Origin of the sequence: Actinoplanes sp. NPDC051859 (assembly GCF_044452725.1) — a bacterium.
Lineage (GTDB): Bacteria > Actinomycetota > Actinomycetes > Mycobacteriales > Micromonosporaceae > Actinoplanes.
The window spans coordinates 314,606-330,937 of record NZ_JBITBX010000001.1; the positions used below are offsets into that span (position 1 = coordinate 314,606).

The following is a 16,332-nucleotide window of genomic DNA, read 5'->3' on the forward strand; positions in this document are numbered from 1 at the left end:
GGTGAGTCAGGCACCGTACGACAACGCTCAGCCGGGTTATGTGGATGCGGCCGGCACGCCCGGCGTGTCACGATCGGGCTGAGGAGGGTCACCTTTTGCGAACAGAGCTTTTCGAATCCGACGTCACCACCGGCGAGCTGGAACTTCAGGAACGTCACTCGCTGCGGCGGGTCGCGGGCCTGTCCACCGAGCTCACCGATGTCACCGAGGTCGAGTACAGGCAGCTGCGGCTCGAGCGCGTCGTCCTGGTCGGCGTCTGGACCGAGGGCAGCGTCTCCGACGCGGAGAACTCGTTGACCGAGCTCGCCGCCCTGGCCGAGACCGCCGGCTCCGAGGTGCTCGAAGGCCTCATCCAGCGCCGCTCCCGCCCCGACTCGGCCACCTTCATCGGCCGCGGCAAGGTCGAGGAACTGCGCGACGTGGTCATTTCCACCGGCGCGGACACCGTCATCTGCGACGGCGAGCTGTCCCCGTCCCAGCTGCGCAACCTGGAGCAGCAGACCAAGGTCAAGGTCGTCGACCGGACCGCGCTGATCCTCGACATCTTCGCCCAGCACGCGAAGAGCAAGGAAGGTAAGGCGCAGGTCGAGCTGGCCCAGCTGCAATACCTGCTCCCGCGACTGCGCGGCTGGGGTGACTCGCTCTCCCGGCAGGGCGGTGGCGCCGGCGGCGGCTCCGGTGGCGGTGTGGGCACGCGTGGTCCCGGTGAGACGAAGCTGGAAACCGACCGGCGGCGGATCAACCAGCGGATCGCCAAGCTGCGTCGTGAGATCAAAGCCATGCGCACCGTACGCCAGACGAAGCGGTCCCGCCGCGCCAGCAGCGGCATCCCGGCCGTGGCTATCGCCGGTTACACCAACGCGGGCAAGTCCAGCCTGCTCAACCGGCTGACCTCGGCGGGTGTCCTGGTCGAGGACGCGCTGTTCGCCACCCTCGACCCGACAACCCGGCGCACCGCGGCCGAGGACGGTCGCGTCTTCACCCTCTCCGACACGGTCGGCTTCGTTCGCCACCTCCCGCACCAGATCGTCGAGGCGTTCCGCTCGACCCTGGAGGAGGTCTCGTACGCCGACCTCCTGGTGCACGTGGTCGACGGCGCCCACCCCGACCCGGAGGGCCAGGTCGCCGCGGTTCGCGAGGTGCTGGGCGAGGTCGGCGCCGACCGGTTGCCCGAACTGCTCGTGGTCAACAAGACCGACGCGGCCGACGAGGAGACGATCCTGCGGCTCAAACGGATCTGGCCCGACGCCGTGTTCGTCTCGGCCCGCTCAGGTCAGGGCATCGACGGCCTCCACGCGGCCATCGCCGAGCGGCTGCCGCGTCCGGCCGTCGACCTGCGGGTGCTGCTGCCGTACGACCGGGGTGACCTGGTGGCGCGGATCCACCGCAAGGGCCAGGTGCTGGACACCCGGCACACCGAGGAGGGCACCGAGCTTCGCATCCGTGTCGACGAGCAGTTGGCGGCGGAACTGGCGCAGTTCCGAGCGTGATCGGTGAACTTTTGGGTGCGTGAGCGAGCTGTGCGGGTCGCGACATTTCGGATCGTCAATGGCGTTCCACGATGGAATCCCCGGGCCATGATCACGCACCGTAGCCAGCTTGGTGCGCCGCGCTGATCTCGCTGTTCCGCGGCGCGCCCCGACTGACCAGGCGTGATCCACGCGTCACGCCAGTTCGCGACGCCGCATGCGACACTGATCGGATGCGGCGTTACGTGTTCCCGGCCCTCCTGGCCTCCGGGCTGGTGCTGGTGGGGGCCGTGCCCGCCTCCGCCGAACCAGCCCCCGCGGCTACCTCGGCGAAGGCCGCGGCCGGCAAGAAGGTGTGCAAGATCACCGACTCGCGGCTGGGCGAGTTGTCCGGCATCGTGGCGCTCAACGACGGCTACGCCGTGATCAACGACGGCTCCGACGACCCGGAGCGCCGCAAAATCTTCTTCCTCGACAAGGAATGCGCCGTCGCCAACACGGTGGAGTACAGCGGCGACGGCCCGCGCGACACCGAGGACATGGTCCTGTCGCCGGACGGCAAGACCCTGTGGATCGCCGACATCGGCGACAACAGCGTCCGCCTCAAGCAGGCCGAAGCCCGGGCCACGATCAGCCTCTGGTCGATGCCCGCGGACGGCAGCAAGAAGCCCAAGATTCACCGGCTGGCCTACCCGGCCGGCCAGAAACACGACGCCGAAGCCCTCCTCATCGATGGCGCCGGCAAACCCATCATCATCACCAAAGAGGTCACCGGCGCGGCCCAGCTCTACACCCCGGCCGCCGAGCTCAAGACGAACAACACCGAAGGCGTACCGCTCACCAAAGTCGGCCAGCTCGAACTGCCGCGGACAGACACCGCAGGCACCCCCTTCGCCCGCCTCGCCATGAGTGTCGTCACCGGCGCGGCGGTTGCCCCCGGTGGCGAAAAGGTGGTGATCCGGACGTATTTGGACGCCTTCGAATGGGATGTCGCCAACGGTGACGTCATCGCCGCCCTCAAGAAGGAACCTCGCAACACAGGCCTGCCCAACGAGCCCTTCGGCGAAGCCATCACCTACACCGACGACGGCAAGTCCTTCGCCACCGTGTCCGACTTCGGCCAGGTCGACGACCCGGAAGCGGTCAACAACATCCTGCGCTACACGCCGGCCACCACGACCGTCCAGGCGAACGTGAAGTCCGCCGCGGCGGCCAAGTCGAGCCCGGCCTGGTATTCCAACCTCAGCCTCTCCGACATCACCTGGCTCGTCGGCGGCGTCGGCATCCTCGGCGCCCTCCTGGTCGGCGCGGGCGTCTTCGGCATCGCCCGCTCCCGCAAGAAGCCCCCACCGCCCACCCCGGTAGGCAAGGGCACCGACCCGACCCGCCCGGACCCGACCGACGCGGAAACCGAACTCCTCACCGTCGGCGGTCCGCAAGACGGCCCCCACGGCTACGGAACGAGCGGCGCAGCCGCCGCCGGCCGGCCCGGCGCCAGCCCCGCCCGAGGCGGCGTCTATGGCGGTGCGTCCGCCCGGCCGCCGGACACTGGTCCCCAGGGTCGCCCCGGTCAGGCCGGCCGACCCGGTTCCGCCACTGCCGGCCGACCCGGTTCCGCCTCTGCCGGCCGTCCCGGTGTCGCCGCTGCGCCCGGCCTGCCCAACGCAGCTCAGCCGGGCCGTCCGGGCGAATCCATCCAGGGGCGCCCCGGCCAGGTCCCGGTCCGGCCCTCGGGCGGTCAGCCCACGCACCCCACCAGCGGTCAGCTTGCGCACCCCACCAGCGGTCAGCCTGCGCACCCCACCAGCGGTCAGCCTGCGCATCCCACTAGCGGCCAGCCCGGCCGGCCGGCTGGGGCCCCGGCGAACCGCCCCGGTGTCGGACAACCGGGCCGGCCCGGCGGCTCCGCTCCACTGGGTCGCCCCGGCGGGGTCCAACCCGACCGGCCGACCGGATCGGCGCAGCCCGGCCGCCCCAACGGCGTCCCCGCAGGCCCGCCCGGCGCAGCCCAACCCAGCTACCCCGCCGCTATGCCGCCTGGCCGTTCTGGCCCAGCTCAATCCGGCAACTCCGGTCTCTCTGGCCCGGCCCAGCCCGGCAACTCCGGTCGCTCTCGCCCTGCTCAGCCCGGTAGCTCCGGTCGCTCTGGCCCTGCTCAGCCCGGCAACTCCGGTCGCTCTCGCCCTGCTCAGCCCGGCCGCTCTGGTCCTGTTCAGCCTGGTGGTCCGGATGCCGCACAGTCAGGCCGTCCGTCTGGTGCGGCGCAGCTCGGTCGTCCCGCAGGCGCTGCGCCGAGCGGACGAGGAGCTGTGGCGCCGGCTCACCAGGTCCAGAGCGGTCAACCCGCCTCTCGGCCCTCCGGTGGCGTTTACGGCGCCCCGCCCTCATCCTCTCCTTCCGGAGGCGGCGACGGGGGCAGCCGCCCGACCGCAACGGCACGCCCCACCGGCCCCTTCGCCGGTGCGCCGGTCACTCCGGGCCGTCCTTCCGGCTCCTCGGCCGGTGCGCCGAATCTTCCTACCGTCTCCTCCGCAAGTGCGCCAGGCCGTCCTACCGGTCCTTCCGGAGGTGCGGCGGTCGTGCCTGGCCGTCCTACCGGTCCTTCCGCAGGTGCGGCTGTCGTGCCTGGCCGTCCCACGGGTCCTTCCGCAGGTGCGCCGGTCGTGCCTGGCCGTCCCACCGGTCCTTCCGGAGGTGCGCCGGTTGTGCCTGGCCGTCCCACCGGTCCTTTCGCGGGTGCGCCGGTTACACCTGGCCTTCCCGCCGGCGCCATGACCAGCGCTCAGCCTGTCGGCGAGGGCCACCCGATCTACGGCCGTCCACCGCAGAGCAACTGACCACCACCACCTAGCCACCGCTCAGCTGAACGGCTTCCTGGATAAGGCGCTCCGAATTTCCGGGGCGCCTTATCCGTAGGGTCCGAGCGCCGGCGCGGCTCTCACCGCCGACGGCCGGGCGCCGAAGCTGTCACACCCGCCGCAGCACCGCCACGACCCGGCCCATCACCGTTGCGTCATCGCCCGGGATCGGATCGAAGGCCGGGTTCGCCGGCATCAGCCACACGTGCCCGTCCCGCTGCCGGTAGCGCTTCACGGTCGCCTCGCCGTCGATCATCGCCGCGACGATGTCGCCGACGTTCGCCGTGGGCTGCTGGCGCACCACGACCCAGTCGCCGTTGCAGATCGCTGCGTCGATCATCGAGTCGCCTTTGACCTCCAGCATGAAAACCTCGCCCTCGCCGACCAGCTCGCGGGGCAGCGGGAAAAAGTCCTCCACGGCCTGCTCAGCCAGGATCGGCCCACCGGCGGCGATCCGGCCGACCAGGGGCACGTAGGCGGGGGCGGGCCGGGCCGAGCGCAATGCCTCGTCGTCAACCATGTCGCTCGGCGAGCGGACGTCCACCGCCCGCGGCCGGTTCGGGTCGCGGCGCAGGAAGCCCTTCTTCTCGAGCTCCTTCAGCTGGTAGGCGACGCTGGACGGGGAAACCAACCCGACCGCCTCACCGATCTCCCGCACGCTCGGGGGGTATCCGTAGCGCTCCACCCAGTCCTTGATGAACTCGAGAATGCGTCGCTGCCGGGCGGTCAGGTCAGCGGTGATCTGGTCGGGGAACTGACTGACCACCGGAGTGACCGAGCGGAGCTGTGGCGCGTCGGCGCTGCGCGCCCGGGCCGGGCTCCGGCGCCGCAGGGCGGCTTTGACGTTCGTGGCCTCAGGCTTCGAGTCCTGGTGATCCTGCCGGCTGGTCCGGTCGTCGGTCGACACGTCCGCCCTCCTCGTCGGCCACGGCCTCACAGGCCCATGGCGTGTTCGCGGAGCCGGACCATGCGCCGTGGGGATGACGTCAGTCCGGCTGACCCCTCTTAGCGGAGAACCGTATCGGCGGGGTACGACAGATTCAAACATCTGTACGACATTCCTTCGGCGTGTCGCTCGGAAGTACTCGACTTCCGTACGCGTGTTCTGATACATCTTCGTACGAGCGTTCGATCGAACGCCCGTACGAACGCGATGTGCCAGGAAAGGAATATGCCGTGGTCGCAACCGGTGTACGCCCGACCCAGCCGGTCCCACTCCGGTTGACCCGGCGCGGTCGGATCGTCCTCCTCACCCTGTTCTTCGTGCTGGCATCTGTTGCGAGCGCAGTGTTGTGGACCACAGCCTCCCGCGCCGCCTCCGACGATCGCCGCGGCGCGCTGACCGTTCCCGCCCACCCGCTCCCCACCGTCATAGTCCAGCCCCACGACACCCTCTGGTCCATCGCCGAACGCGCCGTCCCCGGCCGAGCGCCACGCGAGGTGATCGCCGAGATTCAAGCCCTCAACGGCATCAAACACCGCTATGTGTACGCCGGCGAAGAGCTCACCGTTCCCCACAACCTCTGACGGTGCGCCGTATTGGGTTCTCTGGAGCGGAGGTGCGCGCTGCGGCTGGTAGGTCCGCCGCCACGGTCCTCCACTTGCCGCAAGGTCACCGCGGCCGTCCTGCGGCCTCGCCGATCAGTCCGTCAGGTGGTGGGGTCGCCGCTGCGCTGCCTACGCCTCGCGCACATGGATGCGACCGCCCACGTCGCACATCCCCCATCAGCATCGCCGACGCCTGGCACCCGTGGATGCGACCGTGTCGGTGACTACCACGGCGGCGGTGAGAACGTTGACGCCTCGCTCGCATGGATGCGACGCCAGGCTCGCGACCAGCTCAGCTCGGCGATGGAATGTCTCGCGCGGGGCTGCTTGAATCTCGGCGATCACCTCGCGTGGCGCTCGGCCGGGGACGGCGCGTTCAGCGATGGATCAGAGGGTGTCGCGACACCGCGGTCGGCCTCGTAAAGGTTGATGGCCGATGGTGCCGGTCGCCTGCCCGTGTCGCGAGGGTGGGGGCAGCCGGGGTTTGGGCGGCCGGGGTTGGGGCGGCTGGGGTTGGGGCGGCTGGGGTTGGGGCGGCTGGGGTTGGGGCGGCTGGGGTTGGGGCGGCTGGGGTTGGGGCGGCTGGGGTTGGGGCGGTCGGGGTCGGGGCGGTCGGGGTTGGGGCGGCCGGGGCGGGGGCGGCCGGTTACTGGTCCCGCGGAGGGTGGACGCGTCACCTTGCAGGCGGTGTCTGCTTGCGTTCAGGTGGTGTCGGCTTGCCGTGGCGGTGCGTGCTGCCGGGGGCGAGGTGATCGGGGTGTTGTGCCTCACCTCGTGCGGTGGGCGCATGACGGCCGAGGTGATTGGCCCGGCTTGCGGGTGATGCCATTCACGATCGTGGTGGTGTTGGTGGGGTCTGGGCGGCTTTTTCGGCGTTGTGGATCAAGGTGGTGCTGTGCTGGCCGTGACCGCTGCGGCACCGGTCGTGTTGAGGTAGGAAATGCGGCGCGCCGACGCGCCGGTGAACTTGCGTCGGGGTCGGTGGCGGCCTAACGTCGACCCCAACATCTAGTAGTTACAACGGTGTAAGTCGCCACTGGTTGGGGTTTGGCCCACCGTCTTCCACAGGTTCAGCTTCGGCGTCGCGGCGGAAAATGATCACCGCGGGGTCGGGTTTGGCGTGCCTGGATCACGGGGAGGCCGCGGTCGACCGCAGGGTGTGCGGCGGCCCGGGGACAGGGAGGTATGCGGTGCGGTGCCCTTACTGCCGGCACGCGGATTCCCGCGTGGTCGACTCGCGGGAGGCCGACGACGGTCAGTTGATCCGTCGCCGCCGGTCCTGCCCGGAGTGCAGTAAGCGGTTCACCACCGTGGAAGAGGCGGTGCTCGCGGTGGTGAAGCGGAGCGGCGTCACCGAACCGTTCAGCCGGACCAAGATCATGAGTGGGGTCCGCAAAGCCTGCCAGGGCCGCCCCGTCGACGAGGACTCCATCGCGTTGCTGGCTCAGCGCGTCGAGGAAACCGTGCGGGCCAAGGGCGCGGCCGAGGTGCCGAGCCACGACGTGGGGCTGGCTATCCTCACTCCGCTGCGCGAACTGGACCAGGTGGCCTATCTGCGGTTCGCCAGCGTTTACAAGGCGTTCGACTCGCTCGACGAGTTCGAGCGGGAGATCAGCGAGCTCCGGGAGTCCGCGACGACCCTGGAGGAGTTGGAGCCGGCGGTGCGGCATGTCGTCGCTCCCCGGTCCGGCGGCCGACCGCCCAAGGTCAGCGATCGTGCTCCCTGACGGGAGGCGACCCTGTCCCCTAGCGGGAGGTGATCGTGTCCCCTAGCGGGAGGTGATCGTGTCCCCAGCGGGAGGCGATTGCTCCAACTAGCGGGGGAGCGAACGCGCAATCTCGCGAGGCGAAGCGAGGCGAGGCGGAGCGCCCGGCGCCCGTGCGTCGGCCGGCGCCTCGACCCTCGAGACTGCCGACGAGCCGTCGAGAGTGTCGACGAGCCGGAGCGTCGGTGCACAGAGCGAGGGTGAGTTAGGCGAGATGGCCCGGATGGCCGGGACGGGGCCAAGGCGACCGGGACAGCAACACAGTGGGCCGCCCAGAAACATCGGGTTGCCACGGCAAGGACTTGCGCGAGAGACGAACCGCAGCAACGGGGCGCCGCGCGTACGGAAAAACGGGCTTGAAGTCATTGGGAAGTGGATTGCGGTGGGGAAGCCGCGGTCGTTCGAGGGGGAGCATCAACATGGCCGGTGACGGCATGACAGCAGGTAGGCAGCGCAGCCGGGCGGGCAGCGGCGGGGGCGCCGCGGTCGGCGGACTGCGCGTCGAGCGGGTCTGGACGACCGAGGGTGTCCACCCCTACGACGAGGTCGAGTGGGAACGCCGCGACGTCGTGATGACGAACTGGCGGGATGGCTCGATCAACTTCGAGCAGCGTGGGGTGGAGTATCCGACGTCGTGGAGCGTCAACGCCGCGAACATCGTCACCACCAAGTACTTCCGGGGTGCGGTCGGCACGCCGGAGCGGGAGTGGACGCTCAAGCAGCTCATTGACCGGGTGGTGAAGACCTACCGCAAGGCCGGCGAGGACCACCGGTACTTCGCCTCGCCCGAGGACGCCGAGGTGTTCGAGCACGAGCTGACCTGGATGCTGCTGCACCAGGTGTTCAGCTTCAACTCGCCGGTGTGGTTCAACGTGGGCACCACGTCGCCGCAGCAGGTCAGCGCGTGTTTCATCCTGTCGGTGGACGACTCGATGGACTCCATCCTGGACTGGTACAAGGAGGAGGGGCTGATCTTCAAGGGCGGCTCCGGCTCCGGTGTCAACCTGTCCCGGATCCGCTCCTCCCGTGAGCTGCTGTCGTCCGGCGGCACCGCCAGCGGCCCGGTCAGCTTCATGCGCGGCGCCGACGCGAGCGCCGGGACGATCAAGTCCGGTGGCGCCACCCGGCGTGCGGCCAAGATGGTCATTCTCGATGTCGACCACCCGGACATCGAGGAGTTCGTCACCACCAAGGCCCGCGAAGAGGACAAGATCCGCGCGCTGCGGGACGCCGGGTTCGACATGGACCTCGGCGGCAGCGACATCGTGTCCGTGCAGTACCAGAACGCGAACAACTCGGTGCGGGTCAGCGACGAGTTCATGCGCGCCGTCGAGGAGGGTGGCACGTTCGACCTGCGCGGCCGCCTGCACGGCGAGGTCATCGAGACCATCGACGCGAAGAAGCTCTTCACGCAGATCGCCAAGGCCGCGTGGGAGTGCGCGGACCCGGGCATGCAGTACGACGACACCATCAACGACTGGCACACCAACCCCGAGACCGGCCGGATCACCGCGTCGAACCCGTGCTCGGAGTACATGTCGCTGGACGACTCGTCCTGCAACCTGGCCTCGCTGAACCTGATGAAGTTCCTCAACGCCGACGGCGGCTTCGAGGTGCAGAAGTTCGTCAAGAGCGTCGAGTTCGTCATCACCGCGATGGAGATCTCCATCGCGTTCGCGGACTTCCCGACCCCGAAGATCGGCGAGACCACGCGGGCCTACCGCCAGCTGGGCATCGGGTACGCGAACCTGGGCGCGCTGCTGATGGCGTCGGGTCAGCCGTACGACTCGGAGGCCGGCCGGGGTGTCGCCGCCGCCATCACCTCGCTGATGACCGGCACCGCCTACCGTCGCTCCGCGGAGATCGCCGGGGTCGTCGGCGCGTACGACGGGTACGCCCGCAACGCCGAGGCGCACAAGCGGGTCATGCGTAAGCACGCCGCCGCGAACGACGAGATCCGCCCGAACGGTCCGGTCGCGACCGCGCTGGTCAAGGAAGCCACCAAGCAGTGGCAGGACGGCATCAAGATCGGCGAGAAGAACGGCTGGCGTAACGCCCAGGCGTCCGTGCTCGCGCCCACCGGCACCATCGGCCTGATGATGGACTGCGACACCACCGGCATCGAGCCCGACCTGGCCCTGGTCAAGTTCAAGAAGCTCGTCGGCGGCGGCTCGATGCAGATCGTCAACCAGACGGTCCCGCGCGCCCTGCGCAGCCTCGGCTACCCCGAGGAGCAGGTCGAGGCGATCGTCGAGCACATCTCCGACCACGGCAACGTCGTCGACGCGCCGGGCCTCAAGCCGGAGCACTACCCGGTGTTCGACTGCGCCATGGGCGAGCGGACCATCGCCCCGATGGGTCACGTCCGGATGATGGCGGCCGTGCAGCCGTTCATCTCGGGTGCCATCTCCAAGACGGTCAACATGCCGGAGTCGGCGACCGTCGAGGAGATCGAGCACATCCACTTCCAGGGCTGGAAGCTGGGCCTCAAGGCGCTCGCGATCTACCGCGACAACTGCAAGGTCGGCCAGCCGCTGTCCGCGGCCAAGCCGAACAAGGCGGCGGCCCCGGCCGAGGCGCCGGCGCAGGTCGAGAAGGTCGTGGAGAAGGTCGTCGAGTACCGGCCGGTTCGCAAGCGTCTGCCGAAGAAGCGCCCGTCGGAGACGGTGTCCTTCTCCGTCGGCGGCGCCGAGGGCTACCTCACCGCGTCGTCCTACCCGGACGACGGTCTCGGCGAGGTCTTCCTCAAGATGTCGAAGCAGGGTTCGACCCTGGCCGGCGTCATGGACGCCTTCTCGGTGGCGATCTCGATAGGGCTCCAGTACGGCGTGCCGCTGGAGACGTTCGTCAGCAAGTTCACCAACATGCGCTTCGAGCCGGCCGGCATGACCGACGACCCGGACGTCCGCATGGCCGCCTCGGTGATGGACTACATCTTCCGTCGCCTGGCATTGGACTTCCTGCCCTACGACACCCGGGCCGAGCTGGGCATCTTCACCGCCAAGGAGCGCGCGGCCCAGGTCGCCGCCGAGGCGGCCGCGGAAGCCGGGAACGTCGACCTGGCCGGCATGGCCGCGTCAGCGCCGGTTGCCGAGGTCAAGGCCGAGGTGAAGTCCGTCGAGGTCCCGGCGGCCGAGGTCGAGAAGCCGGCACACTCGTCGACCGAGCTGCTCGAGATCGTGCTCGGCACGTCCGCGGACGCGCCGCTGTGCTTCACCTGCGGCACGAAGATGCGCCCGGCCGGCAGCTGCTACGTGTGCGAGGGCTGCGGCTCAACTTCCGGCTGCAGCTGACGGTGAATTGCAAGGTGCCTCTCTCTGCGGGTAGAGGCACCTTGCCGTAGGAGCCGGGCTTAGGCGAGATCCAGCGAGCGGGCCGCCCGGTCAAGAACCTGTTTGTAGGTCACCACCTCCACTCGCGACAGGTGGCTGTCTGTTGTAGACACGCAGCGCTTCGTCGATTTCGGCTTCTCCTGCGCCGCGCTCAAAGCTGGCGTGGCCGATGATGACCGTGGCCGAGGCTCGCCGGACGTCGAGTCCGAGTCCGGCGAGCCGAGCCCGGTCCTCGTCCAGGACCACCAGATAGTTCATCGCCTGGGTTACCGCCCGGTGGACGTCGTTCGTCGGGACGTTGCGGCGGCGCTGATGGGTGAGCACCGGCACGCAGGCTCGCTTGAGTTCGACGACGTGCACTGTGCCGTCTGGTCGAAGCAGCGTGAGGTCCAGCTCGATACCGAGACTGATCCGGCGAGGACCGAGACCTGACAGCTGTCGGCCACCGAAGATCCACAGGTTAGCTTCGATGGCGCTCTGCAGGTCCCGCTCGCTGCTGTGGCGGTTGAGGACGACCGCCGCGAGATCATCCAGCGCGCTGCGGCGGGCCCTCAGCAGTACCGCATCGGCAAGTTCCACGGCGGAAGCTGTACCGATGTGCGGGTCGTCGCCAGGGACTGCAGTGTCAGCGTCGGTGACTTGGAGACGGTCCCGGAACACCTCGTCAATCCAAGCGACTCTCTCGCGAGTGCCGCGAAGGGCCTCGTAGACTCCGGGAGCTTCGGGTTGCATGCGTACCACCAAGCCTTGCAGGCTGTCGAGGTGCGCCAACAGCTCGTCGACGGAGACCTGCGAATGTTCCGCCACGAATGAGCGCGCTTCCGTGGCGACGAAGGCCGCGGCCTGTGTAGCGATCGAACCGATGAACTGACCGTTTCTGCGCCGTGCGTTCCCGAGCAGTTGATATTTGACCTCGAGGTCGGGACTGAGCATGACGTTCATCGCATAGGAGAGTGCGTCTTCCAGACGTTCGGCAGTGTCCTCGTCCTCTTCCATACGGGCGGCGGCGTGTGCTTGGCGCAGCAGATCGGTGAGTACCTTGCCGCCGCGATACGGGCTGCGATCACCCATGTGCCGCAGCACGTCCTCCACCAAATTCCGGACATGTGTCGAGAGCCCGAGATCGATGGACTTGTTGAGGAGCAGGCGCAGGGAATAGTCGGATCGGATACGCATTCGCCGAACGTAGACGGTGCCTCAGAGTGAAGGGCGGCGCCGGAGGTGGTTGCGCATTACCGTCGAGTGATGACCTCCGTGGTGCTGGATCGCCGTCGGCTGGAGCGTGCCAAGGTTGCTGTCGGCGTCACGTTCGCTACGAACGGGCTGGCGTTCGGGGGATGGCTGGCGCGGGCTCCGGCCGTACGTGATGATCTGAGTCTTTCGCCGGCGGGTTTCGGTTTGTTGTTGCTCTGTCTGTCCGGGGCGGCGGTGGCCGCGATTCCGTTGTCGGGGCCGGTGGTGCAGCGGATCGGTCCGGCGCGGGCGGTGCTGCTCGGCAGCATGTCCGTCGTGCTCGGCCTGGTGGGGCTCGGCGTGGGCGCGGCGGCTGGTTCGGTGGTCCTGGCGGGAGCCGGGCTGGTGTTCATCGGCATGGGCAACAGCACGTGGGACGTGGCGATGAACGTCGAGGGCGCGGACGTGGAACGGCGGCTCGGCCGCACGTTGATGCCACGCTTTCATGCCGGTTTCAGCCTCGGCACGGTGGCCGGGGCGGGGGTGAGTGCCGGTGCGGCCGCCGCCGACATAACCGTGACTGTGCAGGTCTTCCTGATGGCTGCCGTGGCGGCGGTGGTGATGGTGCTGACCGTGCGGCGCTTCCTGCCCGTACCCGAGAAGGACGGTGAGCGACCGGCCGGGGGCCGGGTCCGGGACGCCTGGCGGGAGCCGCGGACGCTTCTGATCGGTCTCATCATGCTCGGCTTCGGCTTCACGGAGGGCGCGGCGAACGACTGGCTCGCTATCGGGCTCGTGGATGGCTATGGGGCGAGCGAGACGGTCGGCGCGGTCGGTTTCGGTTTCTTCGTGACGGCGATGACGTTCGGCCGCATGTTCGGTGGCGTGGCGATCGAGCGGTGGGGTCGCGTCCGCACGCTCCGACTGACCGCAGCATCGGCACTGGCCGGTCTGCTCCTGGTGGTCGCCGGCTTCGGCGTGCCGGCGGTCCTCGCCGGCGCGCTGCTGTGGGGCGGCGGTGCGTCGCTGGGCTTCCCGATCGGGATGAGCGCCGCGGCCGACGACCCGGTGCGGGCGGCGATCCGGGTGTCGGTGGCGGGTTCCATCGGTTACGGCGCGTTCCTAGCCGGTCCGCCGCTCATCGGCCTGCTAGCTGAGCATTTCGGTGTGCTGCGCGCACTGCTCGTGGTCGGTGCGGCGATCGCACTCGGTGTGCTCGCGTCGGCCGCCGCCCGACCCTCAGCGCTGTAGAAAGTCCCCGATCACCGATGCGAGAACGTCCGGCCGCTCCAGCACCATGGCGTGCGACGCGTCCGCCAGCTGCAAATGGCTCATCCGCGGATTCAGTTTGGCCCCGGTTTCCGCCTGTTCCAGCAGGTAGCGGCGATGCGCGGCATAGAGCTTGGCGAACGGCTCCTGTTCCGGCAGGTTTCGCGTGGCGAGCACGGACAGCGTCGGCGTGGGCGTCGAGGCAAACACCGGACCAAGATCAAGTTCATTCATCAGCGTACGCAGCGAAGCAGCCGTCCCCGCATCCGGTCGCACCGACGTCTCCCCGTCCTTCTGCACCAGGTTGCGCCGAAATCCCTCGATCCACACCTTCTCGTTGGCACCCATGTCCCGGGCGGCCATCCGCTGCCGCTCCACCAGATCCGGCAGCTCAGTGGCCGTGATCGGCTGCGCCAGCTGCGCCTGCACCGCGGTGAACACCCCGTGCAGCCGGGCAAGTTCCGCGGCAGCCTCGTCCGGCGCCAACCCCGGCAGCTGCTCAGCCCGCGTCGGCGGCGGATTACCGTCCAAACTGACCACCCCAGGCGTCTCCGGATGCCGCTGCCCCCACAACACGGCCAACATCCCACCCAGCGAATGCCCAACAACCGCAGGACGATCCAATTCCAGCTGTACGGTCACCGCCGCAACATCCCCCAGCGCGGCATCCCACGACCAAGGGCCATCCCCGGAGCGCCCGTGCCCCCGCAAATCCATCGCAATCACCCGGTGCCGCGGCCGCAGCGCCCGCGCCAACGTCGTCATCGTCGCCAAATTCCCGCCGGCACCGTGCAGGAGCAGCACCGGAGGCTGATCACCGCCGAAGTCCCGAACCGCCACCGGCAGCTCCCCAGCGTCGACCAGTCGGTCATTGATCATCGATTTTCTCCCTGGTCGTTGAGGTCGGTGTGCTGGTCGCGTCGGTGCTGACGGTCGTGGACGCTTTGGTGCGCGGCCGTTTCGCTCTGATGTGCGGCGGCGTCGCTTAGGTGAGCGGCGGCTTCGCTCTGATGTGCGGCGGCGTCGCTTTGGTGTGTGGCGGTTTTGCCCTGGTGTGTGGCGGCGTCGCTTTGGTGTGTGGCGGTTTTGCCCTGGTGTGTGGCGGCGTCGCTTTGGTGTGTGGCGGTTTTGCCCTGGTGTGTGGCGGCGTCGCTCTGATGCGCGGCGGCTTCGCTCTGGTGTGCGGCGGCTTCGCTCTGGTGTGCGGCGGAGCGGAGCCGGTCGCGGATGGCGGCAGACGGCACGCCACCGTCGGGGTGTCGGGGCAGTTTGCCGCGGCGGACCAAGTCGTGCACTCCCTGACGGGTGATGCCGAGCATTGCTCCCGCCGTCGCGTACGTCACCGATTCCGCAGCCGGATGACCCACCCTGGTCGCCACCACCCGCCCCAGCGGGGTCCGCCACCAATCGACCGGCGGATCGAAGGCGCGGTCACCGGGATACAGCGTGGCGACCAGGCGGATCACCGTCCCGGTAGCGACTCGATCGTCAGCCGAACGGAGCAGATCAGCCCAGCCGCCGGCGCGCACGCGGATGATCTCACGCAAGGCCAGCACGGTGTCGTCGCCTTCCAGCAGGATCTCGAGCGGGTCGAGCAGCCGGATATCCAGCAGTCGGACAATCTGCTCCGCAAGGTCTGCGCGGGTGGGCACTCCGCAACCCTCGACTACTTGACGCGCAATGTCAAGTAGATCGACGGATGGGCGGACGGTGTCGGTCGCGCTGCTCGCCGGGCTGCTGCAGCGGTGCGCCGACCTGCTTGGCGCCGGCGCGACCGACCTGCTTGGCGCCGGCGCGACCGCCCTGCGCGGCGCCAGCCTGATCGGCTCACCCATTAGGGTCGGACCGTGGACCAGCCGGCGGCACGACCCCTCACCGAGCCGCATCCGTCCCGACTCGCCCCCGGGCATCCGCGCCGATCGGACATTCTGGCTGCACACTCTGCGGCGCTTGCGGCCGGGCAGGCAGGCTACTCCGACCCGGAAACCGGACTGTTCGTGCTGACCGCCGGATTTCTCGCCAAGCGGGGCACCTGCTGCGGCCGCGGCTGCCGTCACTGTCCGTACGTGGATGATGCCTGAGCCGGTCTTCCGCCGGCCCGCCGCGCACAGTACGGTGTGCCCGAAATATTCGGGAGGACCCTGGTGCGGACGCGTCTCATCGCCCTCGGCGCCGCCATGGCGCTGCTTGCGGGTTGCTCGAGCGAGCAACCTGACGTTCCGCTGCCGCCCGTAGAGATCCCCGTCGAACCCGCGGCCACGGCCGGCGGCGCCTGCATCTTCTGGGACTACGCCTTCCTCGAGCGGATGATCGGCGTCAAGTTCAGCGTTGCCGCCTCCGACGCGGTGGGCATCACCTCCACCTGTGTAGTGCAGACCACCGCCGGGCAATGGCCGTACCTCGTGCTGTCCGTGGTGGAGAGCACCAAGGCGGACGCGCAGCTGTTCGCCGAGTTGAAGCCCGCGAAAGCCAAGAAGCTGAAGGGGCTGGGCCAGGCGGGCTACCGCTTGGTCTCCACCGCATCCGGTGACCATGGCCCGGAGATCGAGATTGGCTGGCTGAGCGAGGCTGACCAGTTGCAGACCCTGCAATTCACCTTTGCCAAAGACGCGAAGGCCGACGAGGTCGAACAGATGCAAACGAAACTCTTCGACCTGGCTAAAGCCATGAGCACGACCAACGGCTGAACCCACGAAGTCGTCGAGCTGGCTTTCCCAGGTGATCGGCATCTCGGCATCGAGGCGAACGGCGCCCCTACCCGTGTGTGTCGACTTCCGAGGGCAGGAATCGACCCGGCAGCTTCCGCTTGCCGCATGCACTACCGACCTCCAGGACTGTGGAATCCACCGTCCGTCAAGGTCGCAGCCTCCCAGCCCGTTCAAGGCTGCGAAGTCCCCGCAGCCTTTCGCTGGGCCGC

General features: G+C 68.9%; 12 protein-coding genes. 8 read left to right on the forward strand and 4 right to left on the reverse strand.

Annotated features, from left to right (window positions below; translation table 11 throughout):
- Window positions 1–95 precede the first annotated feature (95 nt).
- Together hflX and ACIA1L_RS01460 are read left to right on the forward strand one after the other, a co-directional pair.
- Entirely contained in the window at window positions 96–1,490 is a 1,395-nt protein-coding gene (hflX, locus tag ACIA1L_RS01455) for a GTPase HflX (protein WP_396070345.1), read from the forward strand.
- A gap of 212 nt (window positions 1,491–1,702) precedes the next feature.
- Entirely contained in the window at window positions 1,703–4,306 is a 2,604-nt protein-coding gene (locus tag ACIA1L_RS01460; RefSeq protein ID WP_396070347.1) for a hypothetical protein, read from the forward strand.
- A 130-nt stretch (window positions 4,307–4,436) separates the two neighbouring features.
- On the opposite strand, the gene lexA is transcribed toward ACIA1L_RS01460, so the two are convergent.
- On the reverse strand, window positions 4,437–5,234 hold the full coding sequence (lexA, locus tag ACIA1L_RS01465) for a transcriptional repressor LexA (protein WP_396070349.1): 798 nt from the start codon (window positions 5,232–5,234) through the stop codon (window positions 4,437–4,439).
- 269 nt (window positions 5,235–5,503) lie between these two features.
- Between lexA and ACIA1L_RS01470 the strand changes: the two genes are divergently transcribed.
- From ACIA1L_RS01470 to ACIA1L_RS01480, 3 genes are all read left to right on the forward strand, one after another.
- Window positions 5,504–5,854, forward strand: a complete 351-nt coding sequence (locus tag ACIA1L_RS01470; protein ID WP_396070351.1) for a LysM peptidoglycan-binding domain-containing protein — start codon at window positions 5,504–5,506, stop codon at window positions 5,852–5,854.
- 1,211 nt (window positions 5,855–7,065) lie between these two features.
- Window positions 7,066–7,602, forward strand: coding sequence for a transcriptional regulator NrdR (gene nrdR / locus ACIA1L_RS01475; protein ID WP_396070353.1), 537 nt, complete (start codon window positions 7,066–7,068; stop codon window positions 7,600–7,602).
- Window positions 7,603–8,060: 458 nt separating this feature from the next.
- Window positions 8,061–10,934: a vitamin B12-dependent ribonucleotide reductase gene (locus tag ACIA1L_RS01480; RefSeq protein ID WP_396070355.1), complete on the forward strand. Its 2,874-nt coding sequence runs from the start codon at window positions 8,061–8,063 to the stop codon at window positions 10,932–10,934.
- Between the two features lie 90 nt (window positions 10,935–11,024).
- On the opposite strand, the gene ACIA1L_RS01485 is transcribed toward ACIA1L_RS01480, so the two are convergent.
- Window positions 11,025–12,149 carry a Shedu anti-phage system protein SduA domain-containing protein gene (locus tag ACIA1L_RS01485; protein ID WP_396070357.1) on the reverse strand — a complete coding sequence of 375 codons (1,125 nt, stop codon included), beginning with the start codon at window positions 12,147–12,149 and terminating at the stop codon, window positions 11,025–11,027.
- Window positions 12,150–12,218: 69 nt separating this feature from the next.
- Here ACIA1L_RS01485 and ACIA1L_RS01490 point away from each other — a divergent pair, with 69 nt between their 5' ends.
- Window positions 12,219–13,397 (forward strand): MFS transporter, encoded by a 1,179-nt coding sequence (locus tag ACIA1L_RS01490; RefSeq protein ID WP_396070359.1) that lies wholly within the window; start codon window positions 12,219–12,221, stop codon window positions 13,395–13,397.
- Here the strand turns inward: ACIA1L_RS01490 and ACIA1L_RS01495 are convergent.
- Window positions 13,386–14,219 carry an alpha/beta fold hydrolase gene (locus ACIA1L_RS01495; RefSeq protein ID WP_396070361.1) on the reverse strand — a complete coding sequence of 278 codons (834 nt, stop codon included), beginning with the start codon at window positions 14,217–14,219 and terminating at the stop codon, window positions 13,386–13,388. The genes ACIA1L_RS01490 and ACIA1L_RS01495 overlap by 12 nt on opposite strands.
- A 71-nt stretch (window positions 14,220–14,290) precedes the next feature.
- Window positions 14,291–15,067, reverse strand: coding sequence for a hypothetical protein (locus ACIA1L_RS01500; RefSeq protein ID WP_396070363.1), 777 nt, complete (start codon window positions 15,065–15,067; stop codon window positions 14,291–14,293).
- Between the two features lie 195 nt (window positions 15,068–15,262).
- Here ACIA1L_RS01500 and ACIA1L_RS01505 point away from each other — a divergent pair, with 195 nt between their 5' ends.
- Together ACIA1L_RS01505 and ACIA1L_RS01510 are read left to right on the forward strand one after the other, a co-directional pair.
- Entirely contained in the window at window positions 15,263–15,496 is a 234-nt protein-coding gene (locus tag ACIA1L_RS01505) for a DUF5522 domain-containing protein (RefSeq protein ID WP_396070365.1), read from the forward strand.
- 63 nt (window positions 15,497–15,559) lie between these two features.
- Window positions 15,560–16,102, forward strand: a complete 543-nt coding sequence (locus tag ACIA1L_RS01510; protein ID WP_396070366.1) for a hypothetical protein — start codon at window positions 15,560–15,562, stop codon at window positions 16,100–16,102.
- Window positions 16,103–16,332: the final 230 nt, after the last annotated feature.